Here is an 18,531-nt window from a genome sequence, read left to right on the forward strand (position 1 = left end):
CGCTATAATAACAAAGGTGGCTTACTTAACCAGTAAAAGCCACCTTTAAATAACGAGTATAATTATTATAAAATTTTACATCAAATTAATATAAATATTTTCATATAAAATCAAATTGTTAGAAACCTGTCACTAACAACGTTGATGTAACTCTTGAATTGACGTTACTACATTTCTATCATCTGCAGCATGAGCCATACAAGCAGCAAATGCTGCATTAAGTGTTGTTGTGTAGGCAACTTTATAACGCAATGCACCGCCACGCAATACCTTTGAATCTTCAATAGCTTTACGACCTTCTGTTGTATTGATGATATAGGTATATTCACTGTTTTTAATTCTATCAAGAATATGTGGACGACCTTCATGTACTTTATTCACTAATCGAACAGGTACATTCGCCTCACCAAGAACTATAGCAGTACCATGCGTTGCATCAAGTTCATAGCCAAGTTCAACCATAATCTTAGCCAGCTCTACCACACGCACTTTGTCACTGTTACGAACAGAAATTAGTGCACGACCAGATTTAGGAACCGAAACACCTGCGCCTAAATTAGCTTTTGCATAAGCTTCTTCAAACGTATCCCCTACGCCCATAACTTCGCCTGTAGAGCGCATTTCAGGTCCAACAAGTGGATCGCTACCGTGGAATTTGTTAAACGGAATAACAACTTCTTTAACAGAAAAATACGGCGGTAGTACTTCTTTAGTAATACCTTGCTCGGCTAATGATTTTCCAGCCATAACTCGCGCGCCTACTTTCGCTAAAGGTACTGAGGTTGCCTTAGAAACAAATGGTACCGTACGAGCAGCACGTGGGTTAACTTCAATTAAGTACACTTTGTTATCTTTAACTGCCATTTGAGTGTTCATTAAACCAACAACGCCCAACTCAAAAGCTAAATCAGTAACTTGTTTACGCATAACATCTTGAACTTCTTGACTTAAACTATATGCAGGCAATGAACAGGCACTATCACCAGAGTGAACACCGGCTTGTTCAATATGCTGCATAATTCCGCCAACAACGACATCTGTACCATCACAAATCACATCAATATCAACTTCAATCGCATCATCAAGGAAATGATCAAGTAGCACTGGAGAATCATTAGATACGCTTACTGCTTCGGTCATATAACGACGTAAATCATCTAAGTCGTAAACAATTTCCATCGCTCGACCACCTAACACATACGATGGACGAACAACAAGTGGGAAGCCGATAGCTTCAGCTTTCGCCATAGCTTCATCAATTGAAGTTACAGTGGCGTTTTCTGGCTGTAACAAGCCTAAACGTTCAACGGCTTGTTGGAAACGCTCTCTATCTTCTGCTCGGTCAATAGCATCAGGCGAGGTACCAATAATAGGTACGCCTGCTGCTTCTAGTGCGCGAGCTAATTTCAATGGAGTTTGGCCACCGTATTGAACAATTACGCCTTTAGGCTTTTCTATACGTACAATTTCCAATACATCTTCAAAGGTAATCGACTCAAAATAAAGTCTATCCGATGTATCGTAATCGGTAGATACTGTTTCAGGGTTACAATTAACCATGATAGTTTCATAGCCATCATCACGAAGGGCTAATGCAGCATGTACACAACAATAATCAAACTCAATACCTTGACCAATACGGTTTGGACCACCACCTAAAATCATAATAGATTCTTTATCGGTAGGATTAGACTCACACTCTTCATCATAGGTTGAGTACATGTAAGCAGTATCTGAACTAAACTCTGCAGCACAAGTATCAACACGTTTGTAAACAGGGAAAATGTCTGCGTTATGGCGTTTTTTACGAATTTCAGCTTCTGAAACACCGATAATATCGGCAAGGCGAACATCAGCAAAACCTTTACGTTTTAATTGACGTAAATATTGTGGCGTTAATACTTTTAAGCCACCATTGCGAACCTTAGCTTCTTCTAAAATAATGTCTTCGATTTGAACAAGGAACCAACGATCTATTTTGGTTAATCTAAAGATATCATCAACCGATAAACCTAAACGGAAAGCATCAGCAACATACCAAATACGATCAGCACCCGCTTCTTGCAGTTCGTGCATAATTTTAGTTTTAGCGCCAGGTTGAGTAACATCAACCATAGGGTCGAAGCCGCTAGCACCTACTTCTAAGCCACGTAATGCTTTTTGCATTGACTCTTGCTGATTACGACCAATAGCCATAACTTCACCGACAGACTTCATTTGAGTAGTTAATCTATCTTCTGAACCTGCGAATTTTTCAAAGTTAAAACGTGGTATTTTAGTGACAACATAATCGATAGTCGGTTCAAATGATGCTGGTGTTTTGCCACCAGTAATATCATTTGATAATTCATCTAAAGTGTAACCTACGGCTAATTTAGCGGCAATCTTAGCAATTGGGAAGCCTGTCGCCTTTGACGCTAATGCAGACGAGCGAGACACACGTGGGTTCATTTCAATAATAACCATACGGCCAGTATCAGGACAAATACCAAACTGTACGTTAGAGCCACCTGTTTCAACACCAATTTCACGCAATACTGCCAATGAGGCGTTACGCATAATTTGGTATTCTTTATCTGTAAGTGTTTGCGCTGGTGCAACCGTTATAGAGTCACCGGTATGAATGCCCATAGGGTCGAAGTTTTCAATTGAACAAATAATAATACAATTATCATTTTTGTCGCGAACCACTTCCATTTCATATTCTTTCCAACCAATTAAAGATTCATCAATCAATAATTCACTTGTTGGAGAAAGATCTAGGCCACGAGTACAAATTTCGGTGAATTCTTCAATATTATATGCAATACCGCCACCTGTTCCACCCATAGTAAATGAAGGACGGATAATACATGGAAAGCCTAAATGCTTACTCGCCTGTAAAGCTTCTTCCATTGAGTGAACGATTTCAGCTCTTGGTGTTTCAAGGCCGATGGCTTTCATTGCTTTATCGAAACGACTTCTGTCTTCTGCTTTATCTATTGCATCAGCAGTTGCACCGATCATTTCAACATTAAACTCTTCTAAAACACCTTTCGCTTCTAATTCAAGGGCACAGTTTAATGCGGTTTGACCGCCCATTGTCGGTAATACAGCACAAGGACGCTCTTTTTCAATAATTTTACGAACAACTTCCCAATGAATTGGCTCGATGTATGTAGCATCGGCCATTTCAGGATCTGTCATTATCGTTGCAGGATTTGAGTTAACTAAAATAACTCGATAACCCTCTTCTCGAAGAGCTTTACAAGCTTGCGCACCTGAGTAATCAAACTCACATGCTTGTCCAATAACAATTGGGCCCGCGCCTAAAATCAAGATACTTTTTAAGTCTGTACGTTTTGCCATTTCTTTTTTCTCTCTTGTTTATCTTGTTAGGGGACAATTAAGCTTTGTATTGCTTGATTAAATCAATAAAGTGATCAAACAAAGGTGCAGCATCTGTTGGACCTGGACTTGCTTCAGGGTGTCCCTGAAAGCTAAACGCAGGCTTATCAGTGCGGTGAACACCTTGAAGTGAATCATCGAATAACGATTTATGTGTCACTTTTAAGTTGCTCGGTAAGTTAGTTTCATCAACGGCAAAACCATGATTTTGAGAAGTGATCATAACCACGTCACGATCAAAGTCTTTTACTGGGTGGTTAGCACCATGGTGGCCAAACTTCATTTTAACTGTTTTAGCACCACTTGCTAAACCAAGTAATTGATGACCTAAACAGATACCAAAAACAGGAATATCGGTTGTTAAAAACTGTTGAATCGCTGAGATTGCATAATCACAAGGTTCTGGATCGCCAGGTCCATTTGATAAAAAGATTCCGTCTGGATTCATGGCTAAAACATCTTCAGCAGATGTTTGTGCAGGTACAACCGTTAGCTTACAACCACGATCTGATAACATACGTAAAATATTACGTTTAGCACCAAAATCATAAGCAACCACATGAAAGCAGTTATTTTGACTGGCTAATGGTTGACTATGGCCTTGACCAAGCTGCCAAGTTCCTTCTTCCCAAACATATTGTTCTTTAGTAGAAACGACTTTAGCTAAGTCCATTCCTTTTAATCCAGGGAAAGCTGCTGCTTTTGCCAAAGCACCATTAATAGTTGCTGTATCTTCAACATCTTCACAGGTTAAAATACAGCCATTTTGCGCACCTTTCTCACGTAAAATTCGAGTTAGTTTGCGGGTATCTATATCACTGATACCTAAAATATTATGGCGAATTAAATATTCACTTAAGTTTTCTTCATTTCTAAAGTTACTGGCCAGTAAAGGTAAATCACGGATAACTAATCCTTTTGCCCAAATAGTGCTAGATTCTTCATCTTCACTGTTGGTGCCTGTGTTACCTATATGAGGATAAGTTAACGTAATAATTTGTTCTGCGTATGAAGGGTCAGTAAGAATTTCTTGATAACCTGTCATTGAAGTATTAAAAACTACCTCACCAACAGATACCCCTTGCGCACCAATAGCGGTGCCTTTAAATACAGTGCCGTCTTCAAGCACCAAAATAGCAGATTTAGACAATTTAACCTCCGAAAAAGAAGAAAGTAACTTAACAACATTACAATGAAGTAATTATCATTAAGCATAAAATAATTGAACTGACTCAAGGTTCTTTTAGCCGTTTACCAACTTGTAATTAATGTTTAATCTACAAGTGAGAATAGCGCTAATTGGTCAAAAAGCATCGCATTAGCTAAATTTTTGACAAAATCCACTTATTCTACGCCTATAACGACCTTTCGTCTAGTAAAATATATAAAAACAAGGCGTTTTAAACGTTATTACATTAAAACAGCCAAAAGTAACAGTTATCCAATTGGTCAAGTATTGTAATTAGTCTTTAAGACCAAGTACGTCCTGCATATCGTAAAAGCCAGCGTCAGCATCTTTTAACCAAAAAGCAGCGCGCATTGCACCTAATGCAAACGTCATTCGCGAGCTAGCTTTATGGGTTATTTCAATTCGTTCACCCAAATCAGCGAAAAATGCAGTGTGTTCACCAACGATATCACCAGCTCTTACTGTAGCAAAACCAATGGTTTCACGATCTCGCTCTTCGGTAATGCCTTCTCGTCCGTATACAGCACATTTATTGAGGTCACGCCCTAACGTTTCAGCTATTACCTGCCCCATTTTAACTGCTGTACCAGAAGGAGCATCTTTTTTGAACCTGTGGTGCGCTTCAAAAATTTCTATATCAGTATAGTCGCCTATTGCTTTGGCAGTTACTTCTAATAACTTAAACATTAAATTAACACCCACACTAGTATTCGGGGCTAAAACAACAGGAATACTCTGACCAGCATTTACAATTTCATCGACCTGTTCATCGCTAAAGCCTGTCGTACCAATAACAAGCGCTTTATTATGTGCTTTACACCAAGCAAGGTTGTCAAACGTTGACTCAATCGAAGTAAAATCTATCAATACATCCGCTTCACTTAATTGATTAATATCCGTTACTGTTTTTCTGCCAATAGCACCAATACCGGCAAGTTCGCCTAAGTCAAAATCAACAAATGAAGAGTTTTCTCTTACACAGCCACCAACTAAGTCTACACTTTCATGTTCAACTGAGGCTTGAATTAAATTGCGCCCCATACGCCCACTACACCCTAAAATTGCGACTTTTACTTTCATTATTAATCCTACTTAAAAATTGATTTCACACTTAATGCTACGCTTTTAAAGCAATAGGCTTACCGAGTTGCTGTGAATTAGTTATTTGATGTGAGGTTGCATTGATAATTTTCAATTGTTTATCTACTAAAATTAAATGATAAAAAGCTGAAAACTCCGAAAACACTTGATTGGCTGTGTCAGTAAACGTCCAATCCATACTAACCAAATAGAGATCATTATCTAGTGTGGTATAACTCATGTTTTCGATCACCACTTGTGAAAATTGTTCTTGTTGTAACTGCTCAACAATTGCATTTAATGCAGTAACAAGTTCAACATCATTATTAATTAACGTAAATTTATCAGGCGTATTTAACGTACATGGAATGTGGTAACACGCTTGCAATTGCTCTACATTGGTTGTTTGTATTGCCGTTTTAAACCGTGTAAATAATGAGTGTATTTGTGTCGTTAACATTTAAGTTCACATTGATAGCAAAAAATAATAAGTAATAACTAACAAGCAATAAAAAGCCGGGAAAACCCGGCTTTATAAAACAATGTAATTAGCTGATAATGGCTAATAACTCAACATCAAATATTAATGTTGAGTAAGGAGGAATAGCTCCTTGTGAGCCTTGCTCTCCGTAAGCTAAGCTATATGGTACGTATAAACGCCATTTAGAGCCTTCAGTCATCATTTGTAATGCTTCAGTCCAGCCAGGGATTACGCCACCAACAGGAAATTCTGCTGGTTGACCGCGATCTACTGAGCTATCGAAAACATCACCAGAAATAAAGCTACCATGGTAGTGTGTACGAACAGTGCTAGCTGCTGTTGGCTTTTCGCCGTCACCTGTTGCGATTACTTCATACTGTAAACCAGATTCAGTAACAGTCACTTCGTCACGCTTAGCATTTTCAGCTAAAAAGGCTTCGCCTTCAGCTGCTTTTTCTTTGGCAGCCGCTTGCTCTAATTCTTGCATCTTTTTAGATACAACAGTAAAAGCTTCATTTAAAAGCTCTTCTGATACTTGGCTTGGCTGACCAGCTAATGCATCGGCAACACCAGCTTGTACTGCTGTGCTGTCGAAATCTTTAAATGGATTATTACGTAATTGGTCACCTAATTGACGACCTACACCGTAACTTACACGTTGTTCAATTGATTCAAATTTATTTTCAGACATTATTAGGACTTCTTAGTAAAATTTCGCGCGAAAGCATAGCATAATTATCACTTAGACTGTAGTCATCAGACGAGAGAATTTACTTTTTTTTCGTTAACTTCTATTTTTTAAGCTACTTTCTTTATTTTTGTATAAAGTGTACAGTATTTCAAATTTCATCAATATCTCCCTACGTTATAGGAATGAAAATGAAAACCAAATTAACAGTACTATTTACTGCAATGTATTTAACAGCATGTTCGAACAATACGAGCGTTAATAATGAGCAACAACCTAATCACTCTATTACTTATTCCTCTATTGATATAAAAACCAATACTGAGGTTAATGCTATTTTATCTAGTGAAGTTAAAGATCTTTGGACGCAAGATTACGATCACTATCAGACGGGTTTATTAAAAAATGTCAGTGACTCAATCACCTATTATGCACAACAAGGTGACTTAGCTGCAGAGGAATTAGCGAAGTTAACTTATTACTTACGCATTTATAGTAGTTTTGGCCCAGATAAAGCGTGGGTCGACGGTACGGCACAATCACTAAACCGTGCGTTATTAACTCTTCAAGCCATGCCTGGTTTTTATAATATTTCACCAGTGACAGCACGCTTACATGAAAACTATGCTGTCGCTTTATATCGGTTATATTTTTTAGAGCCACTTCAACCGTTAGTTAGCGACCATACGAAACCATTAAGCAAATTGATTGATTTGTACGCAAAAGGTGCATTACCTAACGATAAAGCCGTTGATTACGCATTATGGGAAGTGCTACGGGCAAGTGCTATTCTTCCATATGAAGCGCGTCGTAAAAATAATGAAACGTATATTAATGCTGTACTTGGCAAAGGTGAACTTCAACAAGCACTACTCGATTTTGTTGTGTCTAAAAATGCCATAGTAAACGGAAATTCATGGCCGAAAGAACATGCTACATGGGCGCTTGCAAATTATTATAATGTTTATAATAAACAGTACTGGAATGAATACTATAAGCGTTCTGAAGAAGAGCAACAAAAACTAGATGACGACAAACTATCTTTGCCTGTTGAACAACAAATGGATGATTTAGATAATGCCTTATGGTCTGCGCTTTCTAGTAATAAAACCGCTAATACAGAAGCAATAAAAGAACAATTTAGTGTGCCTTATGTGGTAAGTACTTTTCGAGGAAAATCCGAATGTAGCGAAGGCACGTTAAAAGATAGATGTATTGCACCAACCATTGAACAAGCATTACCAATTAATCATGTTTGCTCTGATAGCTTATACATTTTGACGCAAGAAATGACTCAAGAGCAGTTAAAAGATTCTTGTGAACGTTTGATTTCTCAAGAAGCGACCTTTCATGAAAAGCTTGCAACTAATCATATCCCTGCCCCTAATGACTTTAATGATAAATTACGTGTAGTGGTTTTTGATAATGCCGCTGAATACAATAAATATGGTCAGTTAGTGTTTGATATTCACACTGATAATGGTGGCATGTACATTGAAGGTACCACACAAGATCCAGACAATATTGCGACATTTTATTCTTATGAGCATTTTTGGGTAAGACCTGAATTTAAAGTTTGGAATTTAAATCATGAATATGTTCATTATTTAGATGGCCGCTTTATAAAGTACGATACCTTTAATCATTTCCCGTCTAATATGGTTTGGTGGTCTGAAGGTTTAGCTGAATATATAGCGCAAGGCGATGATAACCCTAAAGCCTTTAAGTTAATGAGTGAGACCGAGCAAGAAGAATGGCCTAGCTTAATGGAAGTATTTAATACCGAATATAAGGACGGACAAGACCAAGTTTATAAATGGGGGTATTTAGCGGTGAGGTATATGTATGAAAATCATAAAGAAGCCTATCGTCAAATGGCGCATTTTTTGAAAACTGACTTCTTTGACGGTTATAAAAAACTGTTAGATAAAACAGGTACAGATAACAATGCTGACTTTAAGCAATGGTTAATCAATCATAAAGAGAATGTTACGACAGCCAATGATAAAACGGATCCTAAGAAACCTCGTCAGTTTTATCGCTACACATATAAAGATTATTTACAACCAAGTCATTTAATCGAAGATGAAAATCATATGTTATGGCAATACTGGCACGCTAATGCACTTAAATAACCTGAAAATAGAGAACGTATAGTGATACCCAACCTCAATAATTATATGATCATTTATTCTGGTTAAAATAAGCCATTACTGCGTATAAAGTAGCTCAGTTAATTAATGAGATTGGTATAAGTTATATTACCAAGTAAATAAAAAGGGATTTTAGTTAAACTAAAATCCCTTCATCAACAACCTTTAACACACCATAAATGATTACATGGCAGGTCTTTGACAGTTTACCGCTTTATTTTCATCATACAGTTTTTCAGCAATTGGTAAATGCTCGGTTAATTCATTAATGCGTCTTTTATTCGATGGGTGAGTAGACATAAACTCTGGTGTTGTCGCATTTGAATTTAACGCAGCCATGTTTTTCCACAGTTTTATGCTTGCTTTAGGATTAAAACCTGATTTCGCCATTAGGTCTTGCCCCACGATATCCGCTTCACTTTCATGTGTTCTGCCATAAGGCATTAAAACACCGTACTGCAAACCTAAACCTAACCCTGACATATATAAATCACGGTTAACAACCCCTTGGCTTTCTAAGGTTGCGCCGACTACTGCCATACTTGATTTTGATAAATGATCTGACGATAAACGTTCATTAGAGTGTTTTTCAATAACATGACCTACTTCATGACCAATGATAGCTGCGAGCTGATCTTGGTTTTCTGTAACTTTTAAAATTCCAGTATATACACCAATTTTACCTCCAGGTAAGGCAAAAGCATTAACTTGATCCGACTCAAACACTACAACTTCCCATGTTCCGTCATGAACAGTTTTAGGTACATTTACCGTTACCGCAGATGCCACACATTGCACAAACTGATTGATTTCTTTATTTTTACTAATTTTTTCTTTTTTCTTCATTTCTTCAAACGATTGCTCTCCCATCGTATTTAACTCAGAAGACGAAAACAAGATAACTTGGTTTCGTCCTGTAGAAGATGTTGAACAAGCGGTTATCGCAGTGAGTAAGCAGCCAATAGTAACTATGTTTGTAAATTTCATAAAAGTTCCAATTTGGTTATGAATAAATCTGTAGCGTATATTTGTTATTGTTATTTAACGTTATCTCGGTTAATCAGAGTTTCTTTTCCTTTACTGGTATTATAAATATCTTCTGGTGAAAAACCTAAAGTGACATGAAAATCTTTTACTGAAAGTACATGTCGCTGCCTAAAAAGATCGGCTTGTGAAGATTGTGCAACAACGAAAAAACTTTCTTTTTGATCTTTACTTACTTGACCTACTCCGAGCAAGGTCACATTCATTTTTTGGCCAAGAACGATCTTAGTTTTATCAATATGTTGATATTCGTATGGGTTAATCAATGTTAAATGAAATAACCGATGATCGCGCCTAGCTTGATTTTCACGATAATGAGTATATTTATCGCCCAAAATTAATTTAAGCGTTGCTAAATAAGCTGATATTTCTGCTTTGCTAACTAATCCACCCAAATAGACTAATCCAGAGTTATCTTTCAGCTCTTTAACTGTAATAGTAATGTTTTTTTGTAGTGTAAGGCCGTCATTTCCTTTAGTGTCTTGCTCAATAAGGTGTTCTTTTTGGGGCCAACTTTGTTGCTCTTCTTCAAATAGTTCTTGCTCTGTCACTTCCATTAAATATTCCCCCATAGTCTTAGCATTCACATTCAACAAAGGTAGACTAGCTAATAAAACACACAATAATGTTAATTTACAAAGCTTGTTATTTATCATTTTTCTTCCTAGTAACTATTTATTTACCCATATAATATTTAGCGCGTGTATACCCAATGTTTATTAAGCTAGGTATACTAGAATACAATTATTTTTTCTTCTTAACTGCTCAAAAGGAGTCATAATGAAATACTGGTTTACCCCAGAATCCTTTCATATTTTGGCCACTAATTTATCTCATCTAAAATGGCGTTTACTTGCTTGGAGTTTTGCTGCTTTTTTATTATACACTTTATTAGAGTTTCAAATGAATCATGCAACACCTGAGGTATTAATATGGCTTGCCTTAGCTATTTTATTTACCGCTTTACAGTTATTAGTGTGTTCATCATTTATTTTCTTTTTTCAAGTACTGCCCTCTACTAAAGCCCCAGCCAAAGCTTGGTTTATTTTTTATCGAGTTATAGAGTGGGCAGAAACCTTACTATTTACATTTTTACTGCCATTACCCACCATCAGCTTTTTGTACGCAATTTTGTCGGTAAGTTAACGATATTAAATTTTAACAAAATACCATGTCTGTAGTTATAAATGCCGTTGCCGCTGAGCATAAGCTCCAAGTAAAATAAACATTGTGATAACTGTGGGCAGGATATAAACATTAGGGATACGGCTTAACTGCTCAGCTAACAATTGTGTTAACCACACCGTCAATAAACCATATCCAAAAGCACACACTAAAACAAAGATCACTGTTCTAACAATAACATGTTGTTTCGATGTTAGTTTTTTAATTGAGTTATTAATATCTTGGCCAAATATCACTAATATAGTAGCAATTAATGCCATAGCTGTTTGGTATTGATAAGGTCGAAACCAAAGCCCGAGTTCAATAAATAATGACTGCATACAAACCTTCTTTTGATAGAGTCTTACTGATATTTAGCTAATAACGCAATCATGTCATCTTCGCTTAAAATAGTAACGCCTAAATCTTGAGCTTTCGTCAGTTTAGAGCCAGCTTTCTCACCTGCTACTAAATAATGAGTTTTAGCGGATATACTTCCCGAAACTTTAGCTCCTAATGCCTGCAAAGCTGATTTAGCTTCATTACGTCCCATTTGACTTAACGTACCTGTAAGTACAAAAATTTGATCGATTAGCGGTTGTTGATCTTCACTTTTTTTCTCAATAGCTGGCCAAGAAATCACGGTCTCTAATTCTGTAATCACTTCAACGTTATGTGCTTGAGCAAAAAACTGAACAATATTTCTCGCCACTATTGCGCCAACATCAGGTACTTTTTGTAAACTTTCTTCATTAGCACTTTTAATGGCTTCGAAAGTTAAAAAGTAGTTGGCTAAATTGGTTGCTGTTGTTTCGCCTACTTCTCTAATCCCTAAGGCATAAATAAACTTAGGTAAACTTGTCGTTCTGGCAGCAACTAATCCCTTAATTAAGTTTTGTGCTGACTTTTGCCCCATTCTTTCCATGGTACTAATATTAAGTTCAGTTAATTTAAACAAATCCGCAGGTGTTTTAATAAGCTGCTCATCAACTAATTGCTCAACAAGCTTGTCACCTAATCCATCTATATCGAGCGCTTTACGAGAAGAAAAGTGTTTGATCGCTTCTTTACGTTGTGCACCACAAAATAAGCCACCAGTACAACGAAGAACCGCTTCACCTTCAGCTCGAATTACCGTTGATTGACAAACAGGACATTGTGTTGGAAAAACGATGTCTCGAAGTTGTTCACTTTCAGTGAGGCTTGATTGATCTTCAACTCTTTTAAGTTTTTGCACATTAACAATTTGAGGGATTACATCACCAGCACGTCTTATAGTGACGAAGTCGTTAATTTTTATACCTAAACGATCTATTTCGTCCTGATTATGCAATGTCGCATTACTAACAGTAACACCGCCGACAAATTTTGGCGCTAATCGAGCCACTGGCGTGATAGCACCTGTTCTTCCTACTTGAAACTCTACATCAAGTAGCTTGGTGGTTTCTTCTTGTGCTGGAAATTTATAAGCTGTTGCCCAACGTGGTGCTCTGGCAACAAAACCTAGTTTTTGTTGCAAACTAATGTCATCAACTTTAAAAACCGTGCCGTCAATCTCATAACTTAATGCCTCACGTTGAGACAAAATGTGCTGATAAAAGTCGTCAACTAACGTAGAGTTTTCAAGTAACTTAACCTCTGGGCACATAGGCACGCCCAAGCTTTTGAGTTGCCCTAATCTTGCAAAGTGTGAGCTAGCTAACCATTGCTCGTTTAGCTGGTTGTCATTATCTCCAACAAAGCCAATGCCATAGGCATAAAAAGATAAGTTTCTGCTGGCAGTAATTTTTGAGTCGAGTTGACGCAAACTTCCCGCTGCGGCATTACGTGGGTTAGCAAAAGTCTTTTCACCTTTTTTAATCGCTTGCTGGTTAATAGCTTCAAAACTTGCTTTTGGCATAAATACCTCTCCCCTAACTTCTAAGATATAAGGAAAGTTTTCACCTTGTAACTTTAACGGAATAGATTTTATTGTTCTGACATTTTCAGTAATATTTTCACCTACTGCACCATCGCCCCTTGTAGCAGCTTGAACTAATCGGCCATTTTCATAGCGTATGCTTACAGCTAAACCATCAAGTTTAGGCTCTGCACAAAATTTAATGGTTTGTTGATAACCTAGCTTGTCTGTTACTCGTTTAACAAAGGCCTGCCACTCTTCTTCTGAAAACACATTATCAAGAGACAACATCGGCATTTTGTGGGTCACTTGTGAGAAAAATTTTAGTGCTTCGCCACCAACTTTCTGACTAGGAGAATCAAGAGTTTTAAATTGTGGATACTGAGTCTCAAGTTGAATTAATTCACGCATTAATCTGTCATATTCGGCGTCAGGTACACTCGGCTCATCAAGTACATAATACTGGTGATTATAAGTTTGTATTAAGTGGTGAATTTCGTTCACTCGATTTTCTATGGTAGCGTCTGACATAAATGTAGCTTATCTCATTGGTCGTTGGGTAAAGGAATTAATGGGGTGTTCAACACAAGCAACCTCTTTAGTAGAGGTTGCTAATATTACAAGGTCTATTGAAAAGTTATCCTTGAGCCGTACGGTTTTTTATTTCAAAATCGCGAATTCTACTAACATAATGCTGCTCAGTTTGCTTAGTCATTATGTTTCTTTTATCGTCTAAAATTTGGGCATTAAACTCTTCGCTTAATTGTTTAGCTGCCGAGAGCATTTGTTGGTAAACATCAAAAGCATTTCCTGCATTTGGCAACATCATAAACAATGTAATACCTTGTGTTACAAACGTTTCTATTGTTTCAAGCTCAAATGATCCCGGATTTACCATGTTAGCAAGACTAAAGGTAACTGGACCATTGCCTGCATTGTCTTGATGACGGTGGAAAATATTCATTTCACCGTACTTAAGCCCTAAGGTTAATAGCATTGGCAATAAAGTAGCACCTTGCATAATTTGATTTTGCGGCATCACAACTGACAGTGATAACACCTCAGGCTGAACTTTTTGTTGTTCATTATTTTCCTTTTGAGCAGACACCTTAGGTTGTTTGTCTTCACTTGAGGTGTTTTCAAAATTAATTTCAATTTGATTACGTTTAAGCTCAGCCTTAGTAGGTGTATTTTTTCTCGGCTTAGGCCTTGAAACTGGTTGTGAATATAAAGGTTTTTGAGTTACAACCTCTTCGAGAACAACCTCTTTTTTACTTGCTAAATTATCGTTAAGCTCTTCAGATTCTGTACTTGGGTATTGAATATTTGGATTTTCAGTTTTTTCGCTTAACGGTTTGTCGTTTTCAATAGATGTTGATTGAGTCAGATTTATTGCGGTCTCATCTAACGACGTTGTTTTAGTTACATCCGCTTGTGTCGGCTGTTTGTCTTCATTGGCTGATATTTCTTCCATTGTTTTTTCAAAAGCATCAAACGATGGAATATCTAATGAATCGTTTTCAGGGGTTAAGTGCTCATTTTCACGTTTGTCATTATCTAAAGAACTTGGAGCTTGGGCAGAGAAATTATCACTCGATTTAATATCTTCAGCAGAGTGTTGTACAGATTCACCTTTGTTTGTTTGTGATTTTACAATAGGTTTACCGACTCCGTCTTGGTCAAAACCACCATGATCAAAATTGCGTTCAATAGGTTTTACTTTATCTTTGCTTGCTTTTAATTTATAGGGGTTTTTATTTTTTCTGATGGTCCACAAACCATGAACAAAAATAGCGCCTATAACTACAGCACTGATTATAATTAATGAATTTCTAAAATTATCTTCCATTACTAAACCTATTATTCTTATGTATTTTCTGCCATTGCTACAGCTTCATCTATATCTACTGCCACCATACGGGAAACCCCAGGTTCAAACATGGTAACACCTGTTAAATGTGAAGCCATTTCCATCGCTATTTTATTATGACTAATATAAATAAATTGTACCGTTTGAGACATTTCCCTGACTAGGTTACAAAAACGTTCCACGTTTGCATCGTCTAAAGGAGCGTCCACTTCATCTAGCATACAAAATGGTGCTGGATTTAATCTAAAAATAGCGAAGACTAATGATAAAGCGGTCAGCGCTTTTTCTCCACCAGATAATAGATGAATTGTACTGTTTTTTTTCCCAGGAGGTCTTGCCATAATAGTCACCCCTGTATCGAGTAAATCTTCACCGGTTAATTCAAGGTAAGCACTTCCCCCACCAAACACTTTGGGAAATAACAATTTAAGATCATTATTGACTTTATCAAAGGTGATCTGAAATTTCTGACGGCTTTCTTTATCTATTTTAGCTATTGCTGATTCTAACGTGCTGATAGCAAGAGTTAAATCATCATTTTGCTTCTCTAGATGATTTAAACGGTCCAGTGCTTTCTCATACTCCGAAATTGCTGCTAAATTAATCGGTCCTAAGCGATTAATATCTTTCGCTATTCGTATAATATGTGCTTGCCAAACCCCTTCATTTACCTCTTCTTTCATATTTGCTTGAACGTCTTCAACATCTTGTTGCATCTCTTTTAACTGTTCTAGGCTCGCTTCTGCCCGTAACTTAAAGTTTTGTGCTTCAAGATTTTGTTGATTAATTTGCTGATTCAAGCGCTCAATTTCTTTCGTGTTTTGTTTTTTAATGATTTCAAGTTCTTTCACTTTTAAAGCTGAAACACTTTGATCTTTATGTATATTTTCTAACTTATCATCCACTTGGCTATTGGTAGCTAACCAACGTTGAAGATTTTGTTTATCTTCATCTAGTGGAGTTAAAAGTTGTTTTATTTGTTGTTGCTTAGTTTGCTGATTTTCTAATAAAGCAATCATTTGTTCATTCGTTTTCACGCTTTGTGCGTCAGCTAATGACTTATTATGTTTCGCTTGTTCAACAATTAACACTAATTGATGGCGTTCATTGTTTAATGTTTGAATTTTTTGCTGGTATCGTTGTACGTCATGATTTGTTTTATCTCGTTCACGATTTAATTCCGCATTTTCATTGTCGTCAACACTCACCTTATTCAACAAAGATTCTTGCTCTAAACTGGTCGCATAATCCGCCTGCTTTTCGAGTATTTCTTTCTCAATATCGTTCAATTGAGTTAATAACAATTGATTTTGCTTCTCGTTTTGCTCCACTTGTTGCAATGTCAAAGCATGTTTCTTTTCAAACTGTTGTTTATCAACTTGCTGCTCAGTTACTTTTAACGCGAGGCTCGATTGCTCTAACAATAGTTGCTCTAATTGCTTTGTTGTATCAGCTGTTAATAATTTACTCTTGGCTAGATATTGCTCAATAGTATCAATTTCTTCATTAATATTATTTAACTCAGCAGCACTGTTTAACAAGTGATTAAAAGGGATAACAGCCCCTTTTCTTACATAGCCATGCCCCAACCATGTAGTATCTGGACATATAACCGACTCATGTGGCAATAGCGTTGGCAATACTTGTTTTGCATGGCTTAAATCTTCGGCTAAATATATTTGATTAAGGTATGGAGTAAATACGTGAGGCTTATTAAACTTTTCAGCCAACGTCCCAATTTTACTTATGACATCTGTGTCAGGTATTAAATGACTGACTAAAAGTACGGTATCAAGCGGTATTTCATTGGGTAGATCATTAACCACCTGCGCTTGCAGCCATGACCACAATACTTGTTCGCACGCATCCCGCCATTTTTCATCTACTTCAATTTGTTGATGAAACAGCGATATTGAGTCTTCATTTGTCCCTTGCAGCCATTGACTTTGTTTAACAGCCCAATCAGGTTGTTGGCTATGTTTATCGGATAAATGCGTAAACTGTTGAACCAATGCTTCTTTTTTACCAAGTTGCTGCGAGTGCTGTTTAGCTTCCTTAGCCAGCTCCTTTTCAAGGTGTTTTATTTTTGTATCAAGAAGGGTTTTATCACTACTGGTAAGTGAAAGTACTTTATTAGCTTTTTTAAGTGCGCTATCAATTTTTTCAAGAGCTTCAGCACTTTGATCACTTTGTCGATTTTCTCTAATTAATTGTTCAAGTTGTTGTTTACGATCGTTCTTGGCTGCTAATGTACTTTTTTGTGCTGAAATTAAAACATTAACCGCTGAACGATTTTTCTGCTGCTCAGCTTGTGCCTTATTAAATTCAATCCAACGAAGTTGCCACGACTCTTGCTTAGTCATAGCATTTGATAAATCTTGTTCAACTGCTTTAATTGACTCCTCAACACTGACCAATTTTGGCAATTCTTTTTCAAGTAAAATGTTCGCTAATGCTTGTTCATCTTTAATCGAATTAGCTAGCGACTGTAATGTTGAATACTGTTGTTCATTTTGGGTGAGCTCTTGCTTAATTTGAACTTCTTGTTGCTGAGCATATTTAATACTTTGTTCAACTTTGGCAATTTGCTGAGTAAGAGTGAGTTTTTCCTGTTGCAATTGCGTAAAGCTTCCCCCCTCCAACTCTGTTTGCTGTTTAATTTGAAAAAGACTGATATCGTTTTGTTTTTCACTAACAGTCAAAGTTTCAATGTCAAGCTTAGCCTTTTCAACCTGCTGTAAAATAGCATTACTTTTGTTCGTAAATTGCTGCCAACGAAAAACGGATAACTCAGCTTTGTATTTACGCTCACTAGATTTAAGTGTTCTAAAACGCTTAGCTGCTTCGGCTTGTTGATGTAGCTTATCTACTTGTAATGTCAATTCGCTACGAATATCTGCTAATCGCGCTAAATTTTCACGGGTGTGACGAATTCGCGTTTCAGTTTCTCGCCGACGTTCTTTATATTTAGATATACCAGCAGCTTCTTCGATAAAAATCCGTAAATCTTGCGGTTTTGACTCAATTAAGCGTGAAATAGTGCCCTGTTCAATTATCGCGTAACTTCTAGGACCTAAGCCAGTGCCTAAAAAGATATCAGTGATATCCTTGCGCCGACATTTAACACTATTAAGGTAGTAAGTATTAGTGCTATCACGGTTAACAACCCGACGAATAGAAATTTGATTGCGATCAGCTAAACTTCCAGCAACTTTATTCTGGCTATTATCAAAAATCAGTTCAACACTTGCTTGTCCTATCGGTTTTCGGCTAGCGGCACCGTTAAATATAACATCGGTCATGGTGTCGCCACGCAAATTTTTGGCTGAGCTTTCACCTAAAACCCAACGAACAGCATCAATAATATTTGATTTACCACAGCCATTAGGACCAACTATCGCAGTCATTTGCTGCTGAAAAGGAATTTTAGTTAAATCTACGAATGATTTAAAACCAGCTAAATTAATCTGCTTTAACCGCATAGATAAGTAATGCCTGATACTGTTGGAAGGTATTTTCTGATGAGAACTTTATCAGAGTTTGTTGCGCTTTGTAACAGTTCAATGATGTAATTC

General features: G+C 37.0%; 13 protein-coding genes. 2 read left to right on the forward strand and 11 right to left on the reverse strand.

Annotation, left to right across the window (positions count from 1 at the left end):
* Positions 1 to 132 precede the first annotated feature (132 nt).
* From carB to bamJ, 5 genes are all read right to left on the reverse strand, one after another.
* Positions 133 to 3,348, reverse strand: coding sequence for a carbamoyl-phosphate synthase large subunit (gene carB / locus AC27G3_RS05915; RefSeq protein WP_487119686.1), 3,216 nt, complete (start codon positions 3,346 to 3,348; stop codon positions 133 to 135).
* 37 nt (positions 3,349 to 3,385) lie between these two features.
* A complete protein-coding gene (gene carA / locus AC27G3_RS05920) occupies positions 3,386 to 4,537 on the reverse strand; it encodes a glutamine-hydrolyzing carbamoyl-phosphate synthase small subunit (RefSeq protein WP_487119688.1) in 1,152 nt (383 codons plus the stop codon).
* 312 nt (positions 4,538 to 4,849) lie between these two features.
* Positions 4,850 to 5,656: a 4-hydroxy-tetrahydrodipicolinate reductase gene (gene dapB / locus AC27G3_RS05925; RefSeq protein ID WP_487119690.1), complete on the reverse strand. Its 807-nt coding sequence runs from the start codon at positions 5,654 to 5,656 to the stop codon at positions 4,850 to 4,852.
* Positions 5,657 to 5,693: 37 nt separating this feature from the next.
* Entirely contained in the window at positions 5,694 to 6,116 is a 423-nt protein-coding gene (locus AC27G3_RS05930) for a hypothetical protein (RefSeq protein WP_487119691.1), read from the reverse strand.
* Between the two features lie 88 nt (positions 6,117 to 6,204).
* Complete coding sequence (bamJ, locus tag AC27G3_RS05935) at positions 6,205 to 6,828, reverse strand: BamJ family beta-barrel-assembly machinery protein (protein ID WP_487119693.1); 624 nt, start codon at positions 6,826 to 6,828, stop codon at positions 6,205 to 6,207.
* 188 nt (positions 6,829 to 7,016) lie between these two features.
* Here bamJ and AC27G3_RS05940 point away from each other — a divergent pair, with 188 nt between their 5' ends.
* Entirely contained in the window at positions 7,017 to 8,960 is a 1,944-nt protein-coding gene (locus AC27G3_RS05940; protein WP_487119695.1) for a collagenase, read from the forward strand.
* A 201-nt stretch (positions 8,961 to 9,161) separates the two neighbouring features.
* On the opposite strand, the gene AC27G3_RS05945 is transcribed toward AC27G3_RS05940, so the two are convergent.
* Together AC27G3_RS05945 and AC27G3_RS05950 are read right to left on the reverse strand one after the other, a co-directional pair.
* Positions 9,162 to 9,965, reverse strand: a complete 804-nt coding sequence (locus AC27G3_RS05945; protein ID WP_487119697.1) for a M48 family metallopeptidase — start codon at positions 9,963 to 9,965, stop codon at positions 9,162 to 9,164.
* 50 nt (positions 9,966 to 10,015) lie between these two features.
* Entirely contained in the window at positions 10,016 to 10,678 is a 663-nt protein-coding gene (locus AC27G3_RS05950; protein WP_487119699.1) for a hypothetical protein, read from the reverse strand.
* Positions 10,679 to 10,802: 124 nt separating this feature from the next.
* On the opposite strand from AC27G3_RS05950, the gene AC27G3_RS05955 reads away from it, so the two are divergent.
* A complete protein-coding gene (locus AC27G3_RS05955) occupies positions 10,803 to 11,168 on the forward strand; it encodes a hypothetical protein (protein ID WP_487119701.1) in 366 nt (121 codons plus the stop codon).
* A 35-nt stretch (positions 11,169 to 11,203) separates the two neighbouring features.
* On the opposite strand, the gene AC27G3_RS05960 is transcribed toward AC27G3_RS05955, so the two are convergent.
* From AC27G3_RS05960 to smc, 4 genes are all read right to left on the reverse strand, one after another.
* A complete protein-coding gene (locus AC27G3_RS05960; protein WP_487119703.1) occupies positions 11,204 to 11,527 on the reverse strand; it encodes a DUF3392 domain-containing protein in 324 nt (107 codons plus the stop codon).
* A 23-nt stretch (positions 11,528 to 11,550) separates the two neighbouring features.
* Positions 11,551 to 13,617 carry an NAD-dependent DNA ligase LigA gene (ligA, locus tag AC27G3_RS05965; protein ID WP_487119705.1) on the reverse strand — a complete coding sequence of 689 codons (2,067 nt, stop codon included), beginning with the start codon at positions 13,615 to 13,617 and terminating at the stop codon, positions 11,551 to 11,553.
* A 106-nt stretch (positions 13,618 to 13,723) separates the two neighbouring features.
* Entirely contained in the window at positions 13,724 to 14,935 is a 1,212-nt protein-coding gene (gene zipA, locus AC27G3_RS05970) for a cell division protein ZipA (protein WP_487119707.1), read from the reverse strand.
* Positions 14,936 to 14,952: 17 nt separating this feature from the next.
* Positions 14,953 to 18,438, reverse strand: coding sequence for a chromosome segregation protein SMC (smc, locus tag AC27G3_RS05975; RefSeq protein ID WP_487119709.1), 3,486 nt, complete (start codon positions 18,436 to 18,438; stop codon positions 14,953 to 14,955).
* Positions 18,439 to 18,531 lie beyond the last annotated feature (93 nt).

The organism is Colwellia sp. SU-HH01217 (assembly GCF_057543495.1).